This is a genomic window from Isoptericola haloaureus (assembly GCF_036689775.1).
Taxonomy (GTDB): domain Bacteria; phylum Actinomycetota; class Actinomycetes; order Actinomycetales; family Cellulomonadaceae; genus Isoptericola; species Isoptericola haloaureus.
The window spans coordinates 79,929-102,418 of the sequence record NZ_JBAGLP010000105.1 but is presented as its reverse complement, the minus strand read 5'-3'; the positions used below and the strand labels follow the sequence as shown (position 1 = coordinate 102,418).

The window sequence follows — 22,490 nt, the reverse complement described above, 5'->3', positions numbered from 1 at the left end:
GACGTGAGGAGGTGGCCGATGGCCACGCAGGACCACAGGACGACGGCGTGCGTCGTCGTCGAGGCGGGGGACGAGCCGTGGGGGCGGCTCATGCCCCTGCTCGCCCGTCGCCGTGCCGAGCTGCCGGACGACGGCGTGCTCGAGGTGCGGCTCAACGGCCTGGACGTCCTGACCGAGCTGGCGGCGTGGTGCGAGGAGCACCCGCCGCTGCATGCCGAGCTCGGTCCGGACGGCGCCGTCGTCCGCCTCCGCACGGCACCCCACCCCACCACCAGGAGAACCGCATGAGACGCCAGCACGCACGGGTCGCGGGCATCGCCCTCGCCCTCGCGCTCGCCGCTCCGGCCGTCACCGCCTCGGCGCAACCCGCCGAGCCGGCCGCGACCGACGCACCCGAGATCGTCAGCTCCGACACCGTCACGCTCCTCACGGGTGACCGAGTCACCGTGAACGTCGACGCCGACGGGCAGACCACCTACGTGGTCCGACCCGCGGACGGCACGGACCGGGAGGTCGTGTTCCTGCGGAGCGAGGTCGACGGCGACACCTATCTGGTGCCGAGCGACGTCGCCCCGCTCACCGGGTCCTTCCTCGACCGTGAGCTCTTCAACGTGACCGACCTGGTCGCCGACGGCTTCACCGACGAGGCGATGGACAGCCTGCCGCTGATCGTCCAGCGCGACGTGAGCGTCCGCTCGACGCGCGGCGCGGGCCTGCCGCTCGACGGCACGCTGTCGCTGCCGGCCGTCGACGGCGTCGCCGGCGACCTCGACAAGGAGGACACGACCCGGCTCGGCGCGCTGCTCGCCGCCCGGGCGGCGGGCGCGGCCGACTCCTCGGCACGCCGTCTGGACCCGCTCGCCGGCGTGGAGAAGATCTGGCTCGACGGCCGCGTCGAGGTCTCGGCCCTCGACACGAACCTCACGCAGGTGGGAGCACCCACCGCGTGGGAGGAGGGCCTGACCGGCGAGGGCGTCGACGTCGCCGTGCTGGACACCGGCATCGACCTCACCCACCCCGACATCGAGGGCCAGGTGGAGCTCTCCGCGGACTTCACCGGCTCCGGGTCGGTCGACGACGTGCACGGCCACGGCACCCACGTCGCCGCCACCGTCGCCGGGACCGGCGCGGGCGCCCCGGGCGTGCGGCAGGGCGTCGCACCCGAGGCCGACCTCCTCATCGGGCGCGTGCTCGACGACGAGGGCTACGGCAGCGACTCGGGTGTCATCGCCGGCATGGCCTGGGCGGTCGAGCAGGGCGCCGAGGTCGTCAACATGTCGCTCGGCGGGGGCGCCTCCGACGGCACCGACCCGGTGAGCGTGGCGCTCGACGCCCTCGCCGAGGACAGCGACACGCTGTTCGTCGTCGCGGCCGGCAACTCCGGCCCCGGCGTCTCCACCGTCGCGACCCCGGCCGTCGCGGACCGGGCGCTCGCCGTCGCGGCCGTCGACTCGGCCGGCAACATCGCCGGGTTCTCCAGCCGCGGTCCGCGCATCGGCGGTGGCATCAAGCCGGAGATCGCCGGCCCGGGCGTGTTCATCACCGCCGCCCGCGCCGCCGGTACCGGCAACGGCAGCGATCCGCTGTACCAGACGATGTCCGGCACCTCGATGGCGTCGCCGCACGTCGCCGGCGCCGCCGCGATCGTCGCGCAGGCGCACCCCGAGTGGACCGGTGAGCAGATCAAGAGCGCGCTCACCGCCTCGGCCACGCCGCAGGGTGCGGTGAACCACGTCGGCGCGGGCATCGTGGACGTCCCGGCCGCGACCGACCAGACGCTGCTGCCCGCGGAGTCGACGCTGGCCCTGGGCCGGATCGGCGCCGACGACGTGCAGCTCGAGCGCACGGTCACCGTCACCAACACGGGGACCGAGACCGTGGTGGCCGACGTCGAGGGCTGGCTCTCGACGATGTCCCACCGTGACGGCCCGGACGGCCTCTACGAGATCACGCCCTCGGTCGTCGAGATCGAGCCGGGCGGCGAGGCCGAGCTCACGGTGAGCGTGGACAGCACCGGTGTCCCCATCGGCATGTACGAGGGTTTCGTGGGGCTCACGCCGCGCGACGCCGACGTGCCCGGCATGCGGGTGCCGATGACGCTGGACCGTGCCGAGATCGTCACGGCCCGGGTGCTGTCCACGGACGGCATGCCGATGGCCTACGCCCCGGTGTCGCTGATCAACCTGGACACCGGTGAGCGCATGGGTGTGCGGACCGGTGAGGACGGCACGGCGAGCGTGCGGGTCAACCCGGGCCGCTTCGCCGCGGTCTCGACGGTCGCCGTCCCGAAGCCCGACGGCTCGCCGGCGGTCGCGATCCTCACGGCCGACGAGATCGACGACTCGGGCGTCGTCGTGCTGGACGCCCGCGACACGCGGGAGTACTCGCTGACGCTCGAGGGCCAGGAGACCCGGCCGGAGTTCCTCGTGGCCGGGCTGGCGCGCGAGGCGGCGAACGGCGCCACGATCGACACCGGGATCCTCGCGGGCGGCAGCTACGGCCAGTTCTCCACCGACGACATGCTCGTCTCGCCCACGGCGGGGCTCACGGAGGACACCGTCATCTTCTCCGAGCACTGGCGTCTGGCCGAGGCCGGCAGCGACAACCGCGCCGGCGACACCGCCACGATGTGGGACCTCGGGTACGTGCACGACGAGGTCGCCGACGAGCCCATGGTCCTGTCGACCCAGGACCAGGCCGAGCTGGCACGCGTCGAGCACCGGTGGGACGGCCCGGGCGTCGAGACGACGGTCCAGGAGCACACGCTCGCGCGGATCCCCGGCTCGGTCGGGATCGACTCGGCCTCGCCGTCGTTCGTCCCACTGCCCACGGACCGTGTGGACTACATGACGCCGGACATCGTGTGGCAGCGCCTGCTGTACCAGCGGATCGGCACGGTCGAGATGAACGTCGACCGCACCTACTCCCAGTACGAGCCGGGCGAGCGGACGTCCCAGGTGTGGAACGGCGGGCCGTTCACGACCCACGCGATCGCCGAGACCCTCGGGTCCGAGATGCGCCTGCGCCTCAACGACTTCGTGGACAACGGCGGCCACCTCGGGCGGTACGCCGACTGGAGCTGGCCGCCGCAGACCACGGCGTCGCTCTCGGTGCTGCGCGACGGTGAGAAGCTCACGACCCGGACCCTGTCGTACGACACCTACTCCGTGCAGCTCCCCGACGAGATACCGGCCCGCTTCGAGGTGCGCCGCACCTACGACGCCGGCTCGGCATTCCCGTCGGGCGGCCGGGTGGACACGACCTGGGGATTCACGGCCGAGGGCGGTTCCGCGGAGCCGGTCGAGTCGTCGGTGCTCAACGTGCGCTACGACGCGAACCTGGACCGCCTCGGGCACGCGGATTCCGGTCGTGCCCTGCAGGTCGACGTCGAGGTGCTCGACGCCGAGGGAGAGGCGACCGTGACGGCCGCCGCGTGGACGACGGACGGCGGGGAGACCTGGACGAAGGTCAACCCGAAAGCCGTGACGTCGTCCGGCAAGCTCGTCATCGGCGAGGAGCACCTCGCACCCGGTGACGTGGTCGGGTTCCGTCTCGCGGTGGAGGACACCGCGGGCAGCACGGTCGACCAGACCCTGCTGCGGGCGGTGCTCGTGGACTGAGCCCGAGGGCTCGTCCACGACGACGGGGCACGGCGGGTCACGACGCCGTGCCCCGTCGTCGTGCCCGCCGTACCGTGTGCCCATGATCGCCGCCTGGTTCACCCGCGCCCGGGAGTCGTTCTGGTTCCTGCCGACCGTCCTGGGCGTCGTCGCCCTGGTCGCCGCCAAGAGCCTCGTCGCCGTGGACCGCGTCCTGGCCGAGGCCGGGGTCACCGACGTGCCGATGCTCGACACCCTCAGCGCGGCCGGGAGCAGGGCGGTGCTCACGGCGATCTCGGGGTCGGTCCTGACCGTCGCCGCGACGTCGTTCTCGATCACGATCTCCGTGATGGCGACGACGTCGTCGGTGTACGGGCCGCGGCTGGTGCGCAACTTCATGGCCGACCGCGCCAACCAGGCGGTCCTGGCGGCCTTCACGGGCACCTTCCTCTACGCGCTGGTGGTGCTGGGAGACGTCCAGGACGACGCCGCGGCTCCCGTACCGACGCTCGCGGTGCACGTGGCGATCGTCCTCGCCGTCGTCAATGTCGCCGTGCTGGTGTTCTTCATCCACCACATCGCCCAGTCGGTGCAGGTCACGACCCACGAGCAACGGGTGCGGCGCGAGCTGGAGGCGGCGGTGGACGACGTGTTCCCGGCGGATCCCGCCGACCACCAGGTCGCCGCGGTCCCCGAGCTCGACGGCGGGCCGCAGGTGCGCGCGCGGAGCACCGGGTACGTCGAGCACGTCGACCTCGCCGCCCTGGTGCGCCGCGCGGGTGCCGGGGAGGGTCGGGTCGAGCTCGTCGTCGGGCTGGGGGACCACGTGATCGCGGGGGAGCCGGTCGCGCGGGTGCGCGGCGACGTCGACGACCTCGCCGAGGCCGTCCGCACCGCCGTGGTGCTCGGTCCGGCGCGCACGCCCCACCAGGACGTCGCCTACGCGGTGCAGGACCTCACCGAGATGGCGGTGCGCGCCCTGTCGCCGGGTACCAACGACCCCTACACGGCGTCCTCCGCGCTCGACGCGCTCGGCGACGGTCTGGTGCGCGTCGTCTCCCGCTCCCCGGCGCCGCGCGGCCGTGCCGACGCCGAGGGCACGGTGCGCCTGGTCGTGCCGTGGCCGACGGCGGAGGAGCTCGTCCGGTCGGTCGTCACCGCCCTGCGCACCTACGGGCTGGGAGCGCCCGTCGCGCTCGACGCGCTGCTCCGGCTGCTCGACCGGCTCGAGGGCGCGGCCCGGCGACCGGGTGTGCGCGCGGCGCTGCGCGACCAGGTGGAGGTGCTGCGGGCCGCCTACCTGGCGAGCGAGCCGTTGGACGCGGACGCCGCCGCGGTGCTGGACCGGCTGGACGCGTTGCGCGGACGCCTCACGACGGCGCCGGACCCGTCGACTCCCGCACGATGAGCTGCGGGCTGATGGCCACGCGGTGCACGGGCCGGGCGGGGTCGGCCAGGCGGCGTGCCACCAGGTCGACGGCGGCGCGGCCCACCCAGGCCCGCGGCGGCCGGACCGCCGTCAGGGCCGGGCTGAACAGCTCGGCCACCTCGTCGTCGTAGGAGGCGACGGACAGGTCGCCCGGGACGGAGAGACCGTGGTCCACGGCGCGCTGCACCACGGCCGAGGCCTCGGGGTCCGAGTGCACCAGCAGCGCCGTCGTACCGGAGGCGATGACGGTCTCGACGACCTCGTCGACGACGCCCGCGAACTCCGGGGTGCGGCGGTCGGGGGCGAGGCGTTCGAAGTGCTCGTCGGTGGTCAGCCCGAGCTCGGCGCAGGCCGCCCGCCACCCCGCGGCCACCTTGCGCGAGGTGGGGGACTGGCGCGACAGCACGAGGCCGACGCGGCGGTGGCCGAGGTCGGCCAGGTGGTGCACGGCCATCAGGGCGCCGAGGGCGTGGTCGGAGACGACCGACTCCAGGGCCTCCCGGTGCGGGGCCAGGGCGGCCTCGCGCTCGACGAGGACGTGCGGCAGCCCGCTGTCGACCAGCCACCGCGCCGCCTCGGTGCCGTGGCCGGCGTCGGTCCGCGGGGCCACGATCAGGGCGTCGGCCGCCACCGACCGGGCCAGCCGCTCCAGCGTGGGGCGTTCGTCCGTCGTGTCGTAGGAGGACCCGCGCAGGACGATCCGCAGGCCGTGGCGGCGGGCCTCGGCCTCCATGCCGCGCACGACTCCGGGCCAGTAGTAGTCGAGCGAGGGCACGAGGACACCGATCGTCCCCGTGCTCGAGGCCGGGCCGACCGTGCCGGGGGTGTCCGACGGCGTCGCCGACGGCGCGGGCCCGGTGCCCGGGGCCGCCGGCGGTCCGGGCGCTCGGCCCGTCGGCGCCCCCGGGGTGCCCACCGCCACCGCGCCGCCGTGCACGCGCCGCAGCAGGCCCTCGCTCTCGAGCTGGCCGATGTCCCGGCGGATCGTCACCGCGGTGACGTCGAGCTCGGCGGTCAGGTCGGCGACGCGGACGACGCCGTCGCGCTCCAGCGCCGCGAGCAGGTGTGCGCGGCGCTCCGCCGGGAGCGTGGAGCGGTGTTCGGTCCCGGAGCTCACACGTCCTCCTCGATCGACGGTCCCGGCCGGCGCGCACGGTGCTGGAGGTCAGGGTGCCACGACCGGGCAGCGAGGGAGACGAGCCCGCGCCGTGATCGGTTGTGATCACCCCCGTGTGATCCGTGGACAGTTGCCGGGAGCGCCCCTAATCTCACTCATGGAGTGCGCACTGACGACCTCAAACGATCAATAACGATCATACCAGGGGTGGCGCACGAGCGGCACCGCGGCCCTCGACGACGTGGCTCGCGGTGCCGGGACTTCAACGGGGAAGGAACGACCATGAGACGACCACGCGCGTCACGCGCCGCCGTGCCGGGTCTGCTCACGAGCAGCCTGCTGGCCGCCACGCTCACCGCGGCGGCTCTGCCGAGCGCGGCGGCCGAGCTGCCCGAGACCGTCGACGCCGCCGCCCACCTGGGTGCCGGCACGGTCGCCGGCACCTCGCTGCCCGCGACGCTGAGCGACGGCACCACGGACCACCCGGTGACCTGGGAGATCGACGACGACACGTTCGCCGTGCCGTACACGACCGTGCCCGTCACCGGCACCGTCGACGGCGGCACCGTGACCGCGCAGGTCGAGGTGCTGGCACCGGCAGCGAACCCGCTGGTCTACTTCGTCGACGCGGGCCGCAACGGCGACTCGCAGGACCGGCCCTACTCGACCGGGCTGACGCCGTCGCGCGCGTTCAGCGCCGTGACCACCCTGGACGACGGCACGCTCGTGAACGACGTGCCCGACCAGGAGTTCGTCGACGGCGAGACGACCTGGGGCTGGACCTCGGACGCCCAGGACAACTACAAGATCTCCGTCACCGGCGGTGACCCCGACCCGTACGACGTCGACACGCTCGCCGCCTACGACAAGTACGAGCTCGGCGCGCGCACCAACGGCGACGCGATCACCTTCCGCCTGGACCTCGACCCGGGGACGTACACGCTGTCCAGCGGCTTCTTCGAGTTCTACACCGGTGGCCAGGACCGCCTGCGCGGCATCACGCCCGTGATCACGTACACGGTCGACGGGTCCGAGCAGAGCACCACCCTCGACGAGGCCACGCTGAGCACCCCGGCCGGCACCGAGAGCCGGCTGCTCGAGACCGACGCCTTCGAGGTCCCCGCCGGTGCCACCGACGTCCGGCTCGCGTACACCCAGAGTGCCGGCGAGGCACCCTCGCTGAGCTGGTTCGCCGTCGCCGCCGGGGACGCCGAGGAGACGATCGACGAGGCCGCGCACGCCGTGCCCGCCGTGACCACCGACATCACCGTCGACGGCGCCGACATCGCCGCCGACAACGTCCACGGCCTCACCTTCAAGGGCTTCGGCGTCCTCAGCGCCAACTCCACCAGCGCCGTCCTGCTCGACTACAAGTCGGAGCACCCCGAGAAGTACGCCGAGATGCTGCGGATCCTCTTCGGCGGCGACCACCCGGTCATGCGCCACGTGAAGATCGAGATGGGCGACGACCGCAACAACTCCACCGGGTCGGACGTCGCCACGATGCGGACCCCCGACGAGCCCGCCAACGTGCGGCGGCACCCCGGCTTCCAGCTGGCCGCCGACGCGATCGCCGTGAACCCGGACGTCCAGGTGTCGATCCTGCGCTGGAACGCCGTGCCCTGGGCGGACACCGACGACAAGATCTACGACTGGTACAAGAACACGATCCTCGCCGCGTACCGCGAGTACGGATACATGGTCGACTACGTGAACCCGGGGGTGAACGAGCACGCCGCCGACCTGGGCTGGACGAAGGAGTACGCCGAGCGCGTGCGCACCGACAGCACGGGCTACGTCAGCGACGACGCCGGGCTCGCCGGCTTCCGTGACGGCGAGGCGGAGCTGTTCCACGAGATCCAGGTCGTCATCTCCGACGAGGTCGGCACCGGCACCTTCGGCGACGAGATGGTCGCCGACGCCGCGCTGCGCGAGGCCGTCGACGTCGCGGGCTTCCACTACAACACCAACGACGACGGCGGCGGGAACTTCACGCGGCTCGCCGAGGAGTTCGACACCGAGATCTGGAACTCCGAGGCGCAGGCGACCTTCAGCAACTCCTCCTTCCGCCAGAACAACAACGTCGCCGACCCGACCTCCGAGGGCACCGGCATCGGCGGCACCGGCAGCTCGCTGGAGATGGCGAACACGATCGTCAAGGGGTTCGTGAACTCGCGGCGCACGCACTTCGTGTACCAGCCGGCCATCGGCTCGTTCTACGAGGGCGGGCAGTACTCCTTCAAGGAGCTCGTCAGCGCCCGTGACCCGTGGTCGGGGTGGATGCACTACGACGCCGGCCTGGCCGTGCTGCAGCACTTCTCGAGCTTCGCGGTCACCGGGTGGGAGAACGCCGACAACACCGCCGGCGTCTGGCGCGCCGTGCCCGAGGCGAGCACCACGACCGCGTCGGGTACCAACCCGGTGAACGGCCGCAACGGCGGTCCGAACTACCTGACCCTGGCCGCCCCGGACGCGTCGGACTTCTCCACCGTGCTGGTCAACGACTCGGAGTTCCCGCGCGCCTACCGGATCACTCCGGAGAACCTCGACCTCGGCGCCGACCCGACGCTCGCCGTCTGGGAGACCCGGGCCGCCGAGGACGGCGAGGCGTTCGACTCCCGCTACAAGCAGCACGTCGCCGACCTGACGGCCGACGTCGACGGCGCGTACACCCTCACCGTCGAGCCGTTCTCCGTCGCCACGGTGACCTCGCTCGACGTCACCGGTGACGCGGGCTGGACCACGCCGCTGCCGGTCGAGGGCGAGCGCACCGTGCTCGACGCGCGCCCCGAGGAGGGCGTGCTCTGGTCCGACGACTTCGACTACACCGGCAAGACCGTGCCGGTCGTCGGGGCCGACGGCACGCTGACCGACGAGACGGAGGACTTCACCGCCTCCCGCGGCGGCGACACCGGCGCGATCCCGCTGTACACCTGGGACCGCAACGGTTCCTTCGAGGCGTTCCTGGCCGACGACGGCGAGCGGGTGCTGCGCCAGCAGGTCGACCGGGAGGGCACCGGCGTCGGCGGCGCGTGGAACGGCGGCGACCCGATCACCGCCGTCGGCGACCGCCGGTGGACGAACTACCGGGCCACCGTCGACGTCCGCTTCGACCGGGCCGCCGCGAGCGACAACTACGCCGTGCTGGGAGCACGCTCCAGCGGAGGCGGCAGCTCGAACAACCTGAACGGGACGCCGTACGCGCTCAAGCTCGTGTCCGACGGCACCTGGCAGCTCGTGCGGTACGGCACGGTGCTGGAGTCGGGCAGCCTCGACGGGTTCGACGCCGCGGCGTGGCACGAGCTGTCGGTCCGGGCCGCGGGCGACGAGATCACCGGCTGGATCGACGGCGACGAGGTGTTCTCCTGGACCGACCCGTCCCCGGTGCTGTCCGGCTGGGTCGACCTGGCCAGCGGGTTCCACTGGACGCAGTTCGACGACCTGACCGTCGAGCGCGTCGACGACGAGGTGCCGCACTACGGCGAGTACCTCGACGGCCTCGAGACGAACGACCTGGCCGACCCGCCTGCCACGGAGCTCGTCTACGACGGCGAGTGGCGGCACGCGAACGGCGGCTCCATGTACGAGTACATGCGGTCCACCTCGACCAGCCAGGGCGAGGGCGCGTCGCTGACGTACACCTTCACCGGCTCCGGCCTGGACGTGCTGGGGCCGAACGACGGCTCCGCCCGCCTCGACGTCACCGTCGACGGTGAGCCCGTGGTGGTCAACGCCGCGACGCGCGACGCCGGGCACTTCCAGCAGGCGTTCGAGCTGCGGGGACTGCCGTGGGGCGAGCACACCGTCACCCTCACGGTCACCTCGGGGACCCTCCTGGTCGACGCCGTCGGCGTGATCTCCTCCCCGGCGTCGGGCTCGACGGACGCCGAGGCGCTCGCCGAGGCGCTCGCGGCGGCCGAGGACGTGGAGCGCAGCGACGACTTCACCGACACCGACTGGGCCGTGCTGCAGCGCAACGTGGCCGACGCCCGGGCGGCCGTCGCGGACCCGGGGGCCTACCGGCTCACCGGCCACGGCGCCGACCAGCTCGTCGACCGGCTCCGGGCCGCCTCCGCGCCCGTCGCGGCACGGATCGTCGGGATCGAGCCGGTCTCGACCGCGACGTACGTCGGCGAGACCCCGTCGGGTCTGCCGGAGACGCTCGAGGCCGAGCTCACCGACGGCACCACGCGGGACGTCCCGATCACCTGGGACCTGGACTCCGTCTCCTTCGACGAGGAGTGGGCCACCGTCCTGGTGCCCGGCTCCTACGGGGTCGCGACCACGCAGGCACGGGTCGAGGTCGTCCCGACCGGGACCGTGGCGTTCGCCGACGTCAACGGCACCGCAGACGGGACCCTCGGGTACGACTCGCCGTCGTACCTCGCGATCGACGGTCTCGTCGGGGGGCTGCTCAACGAGTCGCCCGACCAGGTCCGCACAGACGGGGCGGACTGGGGCCACTGGGGCCAGAGCTCCGGCGGCAACCGCGCGATCAACTACAAGGGCATCGTCGCGGGCGACTACTCCAAGACGTCGACCACGGGGATGTACACCAGCAACCAGGTCGGGGCCGAGGTGTCGTACACCGTCACGCTCCCGGCCGGGTCGCACACGATCGTGGCCGAGTCGCACACCTGGTGGGCGGCCTGGTCCCGCAGCGCCGACGTGTTCCTCGACTACGACGGCGAGAGCCACGAGGTCGGGTCGTTCACCCTCGAGACGGGCAACCCGACCGAGCTGCTGAGCCACGACGTCGAGCTGGCCGAGGACGGGCCGGTGACGATCCGGCTGCGGGCGACGAACAACCAGTCGCCGATGCTGTCCTGGGCGGCGGTCGTCACGCCGCCGGTGGAGGTGACGCCCGAGCGTCCGACCTGGACCGACGAGTGCGGTCCGGCCAACGTCACGGGCGCCCCGCTGCCCGTCGTCGAGGGGGTCGAGTACGTCGAGACCCGCAAGAACGACGGCGGGGTCGAGGTGGTGGCGACGCCGCTGCCCGGCTACGTCCTGACGGACAAGCCCTCGCCGACGAAGAACCCGGACTCGTGGACCTGGACGAAGGGCGACTCCGGGGTGCCGTGCTGGGACGCCGGCACCCGCTACGCGGCGGGTGACCTGGTGGGTCTGGACGGATCGCTGTGGGAGGCCCTGCGGGATTCCGAGGCGAAGCGTCCGGGCGAGCACGCGAACGGCCCGTGGCAGGAGATCGTCGAGACCGCCGACGGCACGGCGGTCTGGACGGAGTCGCGGGTGTTCGTCGCCGGTGACGTGGTGGTGGCCGACGGCGAACGCTGGGTCGCCCTGCACCGCACCCGCGGGCAGGTGCCGGCCGAATCGCCGGACCACTGGGCACCCGTGGAGTGATCCCGGAGGGCCGCCTGCCCTGACCCCGTCGAGCGTCTCTGTTCCTCAGGAATCACCGCTGGATTCCTGAGGAACAGAGACGCTCGACGCGTCTCAGACGATGGGCGTCGGACCGAGCCGGAACCGGGTCAGAACAACGACGTGCCGGTGGCGAGCCTCCGCCGCACGTCACGCAGGCTCCGGGTGAACGGCCGTTCACGCAAACGGCGTGGGGCGAGGCGCATGAAGCGCGTCATGCGCCGGTTGAACCGCGCGAACCTCGCCTCGTCGTCCGGGGTCCACTCGAGGTGCATCAGCTCGCGGAAGCGGGGCTCGAGGTAGCCCGTGACCAGGCGTACGCGCCACCGCATCAGCCACGGCGGGATCTCGCGATCGAGGTACTCCAGGTGGACGACGCGCATCAGGTACTGCCGCGTCGCGTCGTCCATCTCGAGCTCGTCGAGCGAGGCGGACCAGTACGCGTCGAAGTCCTCGCGGGTCGCGGGCCACGCCTCGGCCGGGAGCTGCAGGGTGGTCCCGAACACCATGCCCTGGCGGTAGAAACGCTCCGCGAAGTCACCGGTCAGGGGGCCGTGCACCCGCTGGTAGGCGTGCTCCGCGCCCTTGTACAGGCACGCGGCGACCCAGAGCTGCAGCGCCGGGTCGAAGGCGTCGTAGGTCACCTCGGCACCCTCGGGCGAGCGCACCCGGGCGTGCGAACTGTTCGTGGCGCGGCGGTAGGCCGCGCGTTCCTCCGCGTCGCCGAACATCGCCACCGCGATGTAGCCGATCGTCGTGCGGCGTCGGCGCGCGGGGTTGAGGAACAGGTTGCCCTCGTCGACCGTGCTGTCCTTCACGCCGTGGCCCACGGGTCGTGCCGCGAGCTGCATGACGACGTTCGACGTGCCGGCCAGGAGCTGGAACCAGTTGGCCGACTCGCGCAGCGCCGTCGTCTCGATCGCGTCGAGCGCGTGGCGCCGGTCCGCCTTGGAGAGTCCCACTTCGTCGTCGAGGGCCATGCGGCCCACGATAGCGCACACGTGAATGATTGTTCACTTAGCGAGCGTCCGCCGGGTGCCGGACACCGAGCGACCCCGCTCGACGCGCGTCCGGGCAGGACGGCGACGAGCGGGGTCGCTCGCGGCGCGGTGGTGCCGCCGGTCACGGAGCGGCGACCACCTCCACGGCGTCCGTCGGCGCGACGGTCGTCTTCTTGCCGGACAGCGTGACGTCGAACGTCACCGTCTCGGCGGCGGTCCACGCAGCAGCGGCGGCGTCCGGCAGGGAGAAGGACACCGACGTGCCGGAGTCCGTCACCCGCAGGCTGCGCGCACCGAACGTCTCGCCGTCGTACGCGGCCTCCAGCCGGCCGGAGCAGGCACCGGCACCCGTGCAGTCCACGGCGAAGGTGACCTTGGCCGGTGCCCGGCCCTTCGCCTTGGTGGCGACCGTCGCCGTGGTGTCCAGCACGAAGGCCGGACGCTCGGCCACCGCCTGCGGCAGCGCGGGCAGCGGGTCGACGACCTGGGCCGGAGCGTCGGCGTCGTGCGCGAGCGCCGGCGTGATCTCCGGCAGCACGCGACCGTCCGTGGCCTGGTCGAAGGCGTACGCCATGCCCAGCAGCTCGGCGTCCTGGAACTCCTTGCCCTGGAGCTGGAACCCGATCGGGTTGCCGTGGGCGTTGACGCCGGCCGGGAAGATCGCCGTGGGCACCCCGGCGTACGACGACTCCGGGTTGATCCGTCCGAAGCTCGGGATGATCGAGTCGTTCAGGTGGATGTCGCTGAGCTCGGCCGCGTAGAGCACGGCGTCGACCCCGTGGTCGTCCATCCAGTCACCGAGGTCGGCCCGCCAGTCGGCGCGCCACTGCTCGAACGCCCGCTGGTCCTCGTCGGTCATGCGGCCCGCCCCGGTGTACTCCGAGGTGTTGATGCGGGTCGGGATCCGCAGCGGGCTGCGGGTGATCTCCTCGGGCGAGGTGTAGGGGTTGTCCGGGTGCGCCTCGATCCACTGCGCCCAGCCCTCGTAGTTGGTGTCCCCGCCGAACTCCCGCGGGCCGGCGTCCGGACCCTCCGGGATCTCGATCACGGTCGCGCCGAGGTCCTCGAACACGGAGAACTGGGCGCGCAGCGCGTCGCTGACCACGGTCGTGCCGAACGGGTCGTCGAACGCGCCCTCGGGGACGCCGATGACCTTGCCGTCGAGCACGTCGGGCGAGAAGTACTCGGTCCAGTCGTCCGGGCGGTGGCCGTTGGCGACGTCGTCGAGCACGTCGTCCGGGTTGTCCACCGCGGTGGCCTCCAGCAGGAGCGCCAGGTCCTCGGTGGACTGGCTGATGAAGCCGACGTAGTCCTGGATGATCGTCAGCGGCATGGTGCCCGCGCTGCTCTGCATCCCGTCGGTGCCGCGCAGCGAGAACAGGCTCGCCGCGCCGGCGGGGCCCCACAGCGAGTCACCGGTCTGGGTGCCGAAGCCGGCGGCCGCGAAGCTCGAGGCGACCGCGACGGAGGTGCCGCCGCTGGACCCGATCGGGCTGCGCGACGGGTCGTAGGCGTTCCACACCTGGCCGTAGGCGCTCGGGCTGTAGTGACCGTCGTTCGCGAACTCCGCGAGGTTCGCCTTGCCGAGGATGATGGCGCCGGCCTCGCGCAGCTTCTTCACCTGCCAGGCGTCCTCGGTCGGCTGGTAGCCGTCGAAGACCAGGGAACCGCCCGTGGTGGGCATGTCCTTGGTGTCGATGATGTCCTTGACCAGGATCGGCACGCCGAGCAGCGGCAGCTCCGAGCCGTCCGCCCGGGCGGCGTCGGCCTCCTCCGCCTGCTCGACGGCGGTCGGCGCGACGGCGATGACCGAGTGCAGCCCGAACGGGCCGCGGTCGTAGGCCGCGATGCGGTCGAGGTAGGCCTGGGTGATCTCCGCGGCCGTGGTCTCGCCGGACTCCATGTCGGTGATCAGGTCCGTGATCGTCTTGCCCACGACGTCGTACGAGGTGCTGGTCGTCAGGGTCACCGGGGCGGCGACCTCGTCGATCCCGCCCTGGACCTCGCCCGAGGGCGTCGAGCAGTCGGTGACGCCGAGCGCCACGAGGTCGAAGTTCGCCAGGGAGCAGACCTCGGCGGGGGTGAGTCCCGCGAGGTCGGGGTCCGTGCTCAGCGCGGCGGCCTTCGCCTCCACCAGCTCCACCTGGGAGCCGGGCTCGGGCACCTCGGCGCCGTCCACGACGGCGGACGTCTCGGAGAGGCCCGTGACCACGAAGTGCGCCAGCGAGACGGTCTCGCCCGGGGCGATCGTCAGGCTGTTCACGAAGGCCGGGTGGTTCGCCTCGTCGCCCTCGGTCGGCAGGTCGTTCGTGAACGGGTCGCGGAGGAAGTTGCCCATGCGCTCCAGGGCGGGGCCGAAGCCGGGGCTGCCGAACGCGGTGGCCGAGGGGCCGTTCCGGCTCGCCGACCCCGGACCGTCGCTGGGGGTGTACCAGCTGGCCCACCCGTCGGCGTCGGAGATGGCGGCGTCGCCGTCGGAGGTGCCGGCGATCGCGCTCTGGTTGGTGCCGGTGTCGTACCCGAGCTGGCCGCCGAAGGCGGTCTCGACGGTCACCGGGGCGTCGGTGGTGTTGGTGAAGGAGTCGAGGAACCGGCCGTAGCTCGCGGCCTGGTCGACGCGCAGCTCGCGCTGCACGACGACGCCGTCGACGTCGACGCCCTGCGTGGTGGAGAAGGTGTCCTGCTCGTCGTAGGTGAGCTCGAAACCGCGCAGGAGGATCCCGCCGAGCGGCGAGGTGCCGCCCTCGACCTGGACCCGCAGGCCGCCGTAGCCCATCAGGGCCCGGCTCTCGGTGTCCATCACGCTGCCGGTGTCGACGCCGGGGCTGGCGGCGTCGTGGACGTTCCAGGCGTCCCCGGTGACGACGGGGACGGGGTTGTAGGCGGAGGCGGGGGCGAGACAGAACGCGGCGAGCGTCGCTGTCGTGACCGCGACGCCCGAGGCCTTCCGGCGGACGCGGTGCCGCCGACGGGACTGCTGGTTCATGGGTTCTCCTGCCCGGTCGGCTCACGGAGCGGCCCCGCCGACCGAGCGGCTGGTGGTGTCGAGTGTGCCGCCCGCCGGAGAAACTAAGGTCGTAACGTTTCGATTGCTCGCACGAATTGTTGCGGCGACGTTTCGGATAAGCGCTTTACCTTCCGGGCGCTCTTCCGGTGGCGCCATGCCCACCGCTGCGTTATCGAGTTTCTCCGGGCAGGGTGGAATCCGCAGGAAACCGGGCCGATCGGCCCGTGGTGAGGCGGAGAGATCGTTCGTCCACAGCGATCGACGGCCCGAAATTCTCACACCCTGAGATGGCGTACGGATTTCTTTCTGCCGCGCGTTCTCCCCGCATTGCCCGCTTTCTCCTCCGGGGTGTCGTGGACGAGCGGCTACCGCGGCACCGGGCCGGTGGACTCCCGCACCATGAGCCGCGGGCTGATCGCCTCGCGGTGCACGGGCCGGGACGGGTCGGCGAGCCGCTTGACCAGCAGGTCCACGGCGGCGTGCCCGACGGCGTCCCGCGGGGGGTGCACCGCGGTCATGGCGGGGCTGAACAGGCTCGCCACCTCGTCGTCGTAGGCGACGACCGACAGGTCGCCGGGGACGGACAGCCCCCGGTCCATGGCGCGCTGCGCGATGGCGGAGGCCTCGGGGTCCGAGTGCACCAGCAGTCCCGTGGTGCCGGAGCCGAGCGCCGTGCTGACGACGTCGTCCACCACGCCGGCGAACTCGGGGCGCTTGCGGTCCGGGGCGAGCCGCTCGAAGTGCTCCGCGCTCGTCAGCCCCAGCTCGTGGCAGGCGGCCCGCCACCCGGCGGCGATCTTGCGCGACGTCGGCGACTCGCGGGACAGCACCAGCCCGACGCGTCGGTGCCCGAGGTCGGCCAGGTGGTGCACGGCCATGAGCGCCCCGAGCGCGTGGTCGGAGACGACGGACTCGAGCGCCGCCCGGTGCGGGCCGCGCGCCGCCTCGCGCTCGACGAGCACGTGCGGCACCCCGGAGGCGGCCAGCCACTCGACGACGTCGGGGGCGGTGCGGCCGTCCATCCGCGGCGCGCAGACGAGGCCCCGGACCTCCTCGGACTCGACCAGGCGTCGCAGCGCCGGGCGTTCGTCCGTCGTGTCGTAGGAGGACCCGCGCAGGACGATCCGCAGTCCGTGCCGCCGGGCCTCGGCCTCCATGCCGCGCACGACCTCGGGCCAGTAGTAGTCCAGGGACGGCACCAGCACGCCGATGGAACCGGTGGTCCGCGGGTCGGCGTCCGGGGTCTCGGCGGGGGTGTCCTCGCGGCGGTCCGCCGTCCGCTCCGCCCGGACGGCGACGGCGCCGCCGTGCACCCGGGCCAGCCGGCCCTCGCGCTCCAGGCGCGCGATGTCGCGGCGCACCGTGACGGCGGTGACCCCGAGCTCGGCGGTGAGGTCGGCGACGCGCACGACGCCGTCGCGCTCGAGCACCCCGAGCAGGTGGGCGTCGCGCTCGGCGGGCAGCGGGGCCCGTGCGGTGTCCTGGGTCACGAGCCCTCCCGGGGCGTCAGGGCCACGACCGTGCGCAGGTCGTGTCGGTCGGTGACGTCGAGGTCGAGCCGGGTGAGCCGGTCGCCCCAGACGTCGCGGAGCAGGGGGTCGTCCAGCGGCCGGTCCACGAGCGCGGCCGGCACCTCGGCGGGCCAGGTCAGCTCCACGGGCGCCGCGTCCTCGAGCGGCCGGACGACGGCGCGTCCCGGGGCGAGCGTGACGTCCCCGGCGAGCAGGAACCGCACGGTCGTCGGTCCGTCGCCCGCGTCCGGGGCGAGGTCCCAGGAGTCGGCCACCACGACCCGCGCGGCGCCGTCGGACGGCTCCAGGCGGGCGCTGCGCCGCCAGGACGCGAGCCCCGGTACGGGGTAGGCGCCGGCGAGGTCGAGGGAGAGCCCCTCGACGCGGTCGTCGGTCAGGACCGCGACGTCGCGGGCCGCGAACGCGGGGCCGACACCCTGGGCGGTACCCGCCACCTCGGGCACGCCGTGCCAGGAGGACTGCATCGTCCAGATGTCGTAGCGGTCGGGCCCGAACGTCTGCGCGGTGTACGTGGGGCGGCCGGCGTCCACCACGACCGGGACGCCGTCGGACGCGACGACGACGGAGCCGACGTCGTTGTGGTTGTGCGCCTCGCCGTTGTGGCCGCCCTTGGCGGCCAGCGCCAGCCCGTCGGGCGTGCCGGGGCGCTCGCGGACGAGCAGCACCTGGGTGGACCCCCACCAGGTGCGGCGCGGCAGCGGCGGGTCCGCCCCGGCGGCGACGGCGTCGTGCCAGGCGGTGTCGGTCAGGCCGCGCAGCAGCCGCCCGAGTCCGGCCCCGGGGTCGGCGACGGGGTCGCGGGGACCCACCTGGGCCGCGGCGTAGGCGGCGGCGTCGGCGTCCCCGACGGCGCGGGCGGCGCGGTGCAGCGCGTGCCAGGGGTGGACGTCGGTGGGCCGCGCCTGGGAGTCCGCGACGGACAGGTACCAGGACCCGCCGAGCTGCATGCGGTGCGGGAACGCGACGGTCTCGCGCAGGGCGGGCGGCACGACGGCGGGGTCGAGGGCGTCGAGCGCGCCGCCGGTGGCGTGCCGGAGCACGTCGAGCGCCTCCAGCGTGCGGCACGCGCCGTTCCACCAGTAGCCGTAGCCCTCGTCGATGGCGCCGTCGGCGGGCAGGGAGGCGACGTACCGGTCGATGCCCTGCAGGCACAGGTCGACGACGACGGCGCGGTCGGCGGCGTCGTCGGGGCCGTCGAGGAGGCGCAGGGCGGCGAGCAGCACGTTGCCGTGGATCCACGGGTTCCAGTTGTGCACGTGCCCGTCCAGGCCGAGCCAGTGCCAGTCGCGACGGCGCAGGAACGGCTCGACCACACGGGAGCGGGCCTCGTGGCGCAGGCGGGTGCGCAGGCCGGGGTAGCGGGCGTCGAGGGCCGCGCCGAGCAGGTGGTCGGTCCAGGCGAGCTGGCCGACGACCTCACCGGCCCCGAGGTCGAGGAACGGGTCGGTGACGGTGGGCAGCACGGCGCCGTGGACGGCCCGGGTGTCGTCGTGGGCGGGCCAGCACCACGAGCTCTGCTCGCACAGCATCCACAGGCCGTCGGCGACCTCGTCGGTCCAGGCGTCGTCGCCGGTCACGGCGGCGGCGACCACGGCCCGCGACAGCCGGCGCTGGCGGGTGAAGACGAGCTGTTCGTGGGTGTCGCGGTCGCCGTCGCGGTGCACCCGCACGGCGGTGCTGGCCAGCGGCTGCGGCCACGGGGTGCCGAGGTCGGAGCGGGCATGGTCGACGACGGCCGCGGCGGACGCGCGGTGCACGGCACCGGTGCCGGGTCCCCACACGTCGCGGTCGGTGGCCGGGGCGAGCGGGAGCGCGGTCTCGGGGGAGCGCAGCAGCTCCCGGAGCGCGGTGTGGTGAGACCCGTCGGCGCCGACGGCCGCGGCCAGGGGTCCGGTGAAGCGTTCTGCGGTAGCCATCTCTCCTCGTTGAGATCAGTTCAGCAGCCAAACGATCGGAAACGATCATCACAGTACAGCAACACGGTTGACATGGCGAGAACGTGCCCGATTTACTTCGAACGTGTTCGGTCAGGGATGACCGCATCTGATCGCTTCGGCGACCAGTCCATCGACGAAGAAGGACGAGATGCTCGAGTCGACGACGCTCGCCGCAGGGTCCGCCGCCGCGGACGCCTGGGACCGGGACCGGTGGGCCGCCCACGCGGACCGGATGCTCGCGGCCGTCGTCCCGTTCACCTCTCCCGGTGGCTCGCTGGTCACCCTGCCCGGTGCCGAGGGCGGCTACGGCCGGTCGATCGACGGCCTCGAGGGTTTCGCCCGCACCTTCCTGCTCGGCGGCTTCCGCCTCGCGGGGGAGCGGGGCGCGGACCCCCACGGGTACGCCGACCGGTTCGCCGCGGGCCTGGACGCCGGCACCGACCCGCACCACCCGGAGCGCTGGCAGCGCCTGTCCGAGCACGCCCAGGCCAAGGTCGAGGCCGCCTCCGTCGCGCTGGTGCTCGACATGACGCGCCCCTGGATCTGGGACCGGCTCGACGCCAGGGTGCAGGAGCAGGTCGTCGACTACCTCGCCGAGGCCGTCGGCGACGACACCTACCCCCGCATCAACTGGGTCTGGTTCCGCCTCGTGGTGCAGACGTTCCTGCGCGGCGTCGGCGGGCCGCACTCCGTGGCCGAGATGCGCGAGGACCTCGCCACCCACGACACCTTCGCCCGTCGCGACGGCTGGCTCGCCGACGGCGCGGAGCGGTCCTTCGACCACTACAACGGCTGGGCCCTGCACCTGTACCCGACGCTCTGGGCGCGGATGGCCGGTGCCGCCGACCTGGCCGCCGCGCGACGCGCGGACGACGTCGCCCGGCTCGACCGGTTCCTCACCGACGCCCTGGCGCTGGTCGGCGGGGACGGCTCCCCGCTGGTCCAGGGCCGGTCGCTCGCCTACCGCTTCGCCGCCGCCGCGCCGTTCTGGGTCGGTGCGATCGCCGAGGTCCCCTCGCACGCGCCGGGCCGGCTGCGCCGTGCCGCCTCCGCCGTCGTCGGCCACTTCGCCGACCACGGCGCCCCCGACGACGACGGGCTGCTCACGCTGGGCTGGCACCACGCCTGGCCCCGGATCGCCCAGGCCTACTCCGGTCCCGGCTCGCCGTACTGGGCGAGCAAGGGGATGCTCGGCCTCGCGCTGCCCGCCGACCACCCCGCCTGGACGGCCCCCGCCGAGCCGCTGCCCGTCGAGTCCGGCGACGTGCTGCGCACCGTCGCCGCCCCCGGCTGGATCGTCTCGGGCACCCGCGCCGACGGGATCGTGCGGGTCGTCAACCACGGCACCGACCACGCCCTGCCCGGCGCCGACGTCGGCGACTCGCCGCTGTACGCGCGGCTCGGCTACTCGACGGCCACCAGCCCGTGGCTCGACGAGGCGAGCTGGGCCTCCCCGGCCGAGCAGTCCGTGACCCTGCTGGACGCCGCGGGACGGGCCAGCCACCGCGCCGGGTTCGAGACCCTCCGCGCACCGGACCTCGCCGCCGACGGCGGTACCCCGGTCGCGGTCGCCGCCTCCCGCGCCGCCGCGCACTGGCTCGACGTCGCCCCCGGGCAGCGCGACCACGGCTCCGGACGCCACGGCACGACGGCGCCGGCCGGCACGATCACGACCGTCTCGCTGGTCCGCGGCCCCTGGGAGGTGCGCTGCGTCCGCGTCGAGGAGGTGCCCGACGGCGCCTCCCCGGTCGCGCTGCGGGTCTCCGGCTGGCCCACGGTCGCCGGCGACGGGCTCGACTCCCGCGTCGACCCGCTCCTCGGCGACTGGCAGCCGGTCGTCACCGAACGTGCCGACGCCAGCCCGATGGGCGACGACGCCCGCGTCCCGGCCCTGGACACGCACGTCCAGGTCGGGCGGTGGCTCGCGGCGCTGGTGACCCTGCGCGGCGCCGTCCCCGACCGACCCGACCCCCCGGCGGACGATCCCGCCGCCCTCACGCTCGACGGCACCGACGCCGTCGTCCGATGGCCCGACGGCGTCACCACGACGACCCGGCTGGTCTGACCACCGAACCGATCCCAACACCTGTCACGACGGTCTGACGAGGGACCGTCCACTCGAAGGAGAGAGCACAGATGAAGCGCACGATCCCCACCGCGGCCGGTGCGGCCGCCGCGGTCGTCCTGGCCCTGACCGCGTGCAGCGGCGGCACCGCCGACGAGGCCGGTGGCGGCGGCGGTGACGACACCGCGGCGCCCGCCGAGGACGAGGCCGTCACGTTGTCCCTGGCCGGGTGGAGCCTGTCGACCACGCCGGAGTTCCAGACCCTCGCGGACGCGTTCCACGAGGAGAACCCGGACGTGACCGTCGAGCTCCAGGAGTACGACGCCTCGGAGTACGACACCCAGATGACCGCCGACCTGGCGGCCGGCAGCGCCCCCGACATGTACGTGCTGAAGAACCTCAAGAACTTCTGGACGTACTACGACGGCGCGCAGCTCCTCGACGTCTCCGACGTCACCGCGGAGCTCGACCCGGCCACCGGCGGCGCCGACTTCTACGAGGTCGACGGCGCGAGCTGGGCGGTGCCCTACCGCCAGGACTCCTGGTTCCTCTACTACAACCAGGACCTGTTCGACGAGGCCGGCGTGGACGCGCCGGACGGCTCGTGGACCTGGGACGACTACGTCACCGCGGCGAAGGACGTCACCGAGGGGCTCGGGGACAGCGACGCGCTCGGCGCCTACCAGCACTCCTGGCAGTCCGTGGTGCAGGGCTTCGCCCTGGCCCAGAGCGAGGGGGCCGAGCTCACCAGCGGCGACTTCGGCTACCTCGAGCCGTTCTACGACCGTGCCGTCGAGCTGCAGGACAGCGGCGCCCAGGTCGACTTCGGCACCGTGACCACGAACCAGCTCACCTACCAGGCGCAGTTCGGCACCCAGCAGGCCGCCATGATGCCGATGGGCTCCTGGTACGTGGCCACGCTGCTGGCGCAGCAGGAGTCCGGCGACGCCGACGAGTTCAACTGGGGCATGGCCCCGATCCCGCAGGTCGACTCCTCGACCACCGGCATGGACGCCACCCCGGTGACGTTCGGCGACCCGACCGGTCTGGGCATCAACCCGGCCATCGACGAGGCCAAGGTCGACGCCGCGAAGGAGTTCCTGGCCTTCGCCGCCGGTGAGGGCGGCGCGGACGCGCTCGCCGCGATCGGCATCACCCCGGCCCTGCTGAGCGACGGCGTCGTGGACACCTACTTCGGCCTCGACGGGGTCCCGGGCGACGAGCTGTCGCAGTTCGCGTTCGCCACGCACGACACCCGCCCGGAGAACCCGGTCGACCCGGACACCGCCGCCCTGCAGAACATCCTGGGCGACACCCACTCGGAGATCATGTCCGAGTCGTCGTCCGTGGCCGACGCGATCGCCGGCGCCGAGGACCGCGCCGCCTCCGAGGTCGGCTGACCCGGAAGCGGAACCGCA

General features: G+C 73.4%; 11 protein-coding genes. 6 read left to right on the top strand and 5 right to left on the bottom strand.

What is annotated here, in order from left to right; translation table 11 throughout:
• The first annotated feature begins 18 nt into the window (after positions 1-18).
• From V5O49_RS02450 to V5O49_RS02440, 3 genes are all read left to right on the top strand, one after another.
• Positions 19-288, top strand: coding sequence for a hypothetical protein (locus tag V5O49_RS02450; RefSeq protein ID WP_332900841.1), 270 nt, complete (start codon positions 19-21; stop codon positions 286-288).
• Positions 285-3,620 (top strand): S8 family peptidase, encoded by a 3,336-nt coding sequence (locus V5O49_RS02445; protein ID WP_332900840.1) that lies wholly within the window; start codon positions 285-287, stop codon positions 3,618-3,620. Before V5O49_RS02450 ends, V5O49_RS02445 begins: the two co-directional genes overlap by 4 nt.
• Positions 3,621-3,702: 82 nt before the next feature.
• A complete protein-coding gene (locus V5O49_RS02440) occupies positions 3,703-5,007 on the top strand; it encodes a DUF2254 domain-containing protein (protein ID WP_332900839.1) in 1,305 nt (434 codons plus the stop codon).
• Here V5O49_RS02440 and V5O49_RS02435 read toward each other — a convergent pair.
• Positions 4,970-6,145 (bottom strand): substrate-binding domain-containing protein, encoded by a 1,176-nt coding sequence (locus V5O49_RS02435; protein ID WP_332900838.1) that lies wholly within the window; start codon positions 6,143-6,145, stop codon positions 4,970-4,972. The two genes, V5O49_RS02440 and V5O49_RS02435, sit on opposite strands and share 38 nt — an antisense overlap.
• Before the next feature lie 282 nt (positions 6,146-6,427).
• On the opposite strand from V5O49_RS02435, the gene V5O49_RS02430 reads away from it, so the two are divergent.
• Entirely contained in the window at positions 6,428-11,512 is a 5,085-nt protein-coding gene (locus V5O49_RS02430) for an Ig-like domain-containing protein (protein WP_332900837.1), read from the top strand.
• Between the two features lie 128 nt (positions 11,513-11,640).
• On the opposite strand, the gene V5O49_RS02425 is transcribed toward V5O49_RS02430, so the two are convergent.
• From V5O49_RS02425 to V5O49_RS02410, 4 genes are all read right to left on the bottom strand, one after another.
• Complete coding sequence (locus V5O49_RS02425; RefSeq protein ID WP_332900836.1) at positions 11,641-12,510, bottom strand: oxygenase MpaB family protein; 870 nt, start codon at positions 12,508-12,510, stop codon at positions 11,641-11,643.
• Between the two features lie 142 nt (positions 12,511-12,652).
• A complete protein-coding gene (locus V5O49_RS02420) occupies positions 12,653-15,517 on the bottom strand; it encodes an amidase (RefSeq protein WP_332900835.1) in 2,865 nt (954 codons plus the stop codon).
• A 386-nt stretch (positions 15,518-15,903) separates the two neighbouring features.
• Entirely contained in the window at positions 15,904-17,028 is a 1,125-nt protein-coding gene (locus V5O49_RS02415; protein WP_332900834.1) for a substrate-binding domain-containing protein, read from the bottom strand.
• Entirely contained in the window at positions 17,025-18,986 is a 1,962-nt protein-coding gene (locus tag V5O49_RS02410; RefSeq protein WP_332900833.1) for a heparinase II/III domain-containing protein, read from the bottom strand. Before V5O49_RS02410 ends, V5O49_RS02415 begins: the two co-directional genes overlap by 4 nt.
• Positions 18,987-19,155: 169 nt before the next feature.
• On the opposite strand from V5O49_RS02410, the gene V5O49_RS02405 reads away from it, so the two are divergent.
• The gene (locus V5O49_RS02405; protein ID WP_332900832.1) at positions 19,156-21,072 is read left to right on the top strand and encodes a DUF2264 domain-containing protein; all 1,917 of its coding nucleotides are present in this window, start codon (positions 19,156-19,158) and stop codon (positions 21,070-21,072) included.
• Positions 21,073-21,143: 71 nt separating this feature from the next.
• Positions 21,144-22,472 carry an ABC transporter substrate-binding protein gene (locus V5O49_RS02400; protein ID WP_332900831.1) on the top strand — a complete coding sequence of 443 codons (1,329 nt, stop codon included), beginning with the start codon at positions 21,144-21,146 and terminating at the stop codon, positions 22,470-22,472.
• Positions 22,473-22,490 lie beyond the last annotated feature (18 nt).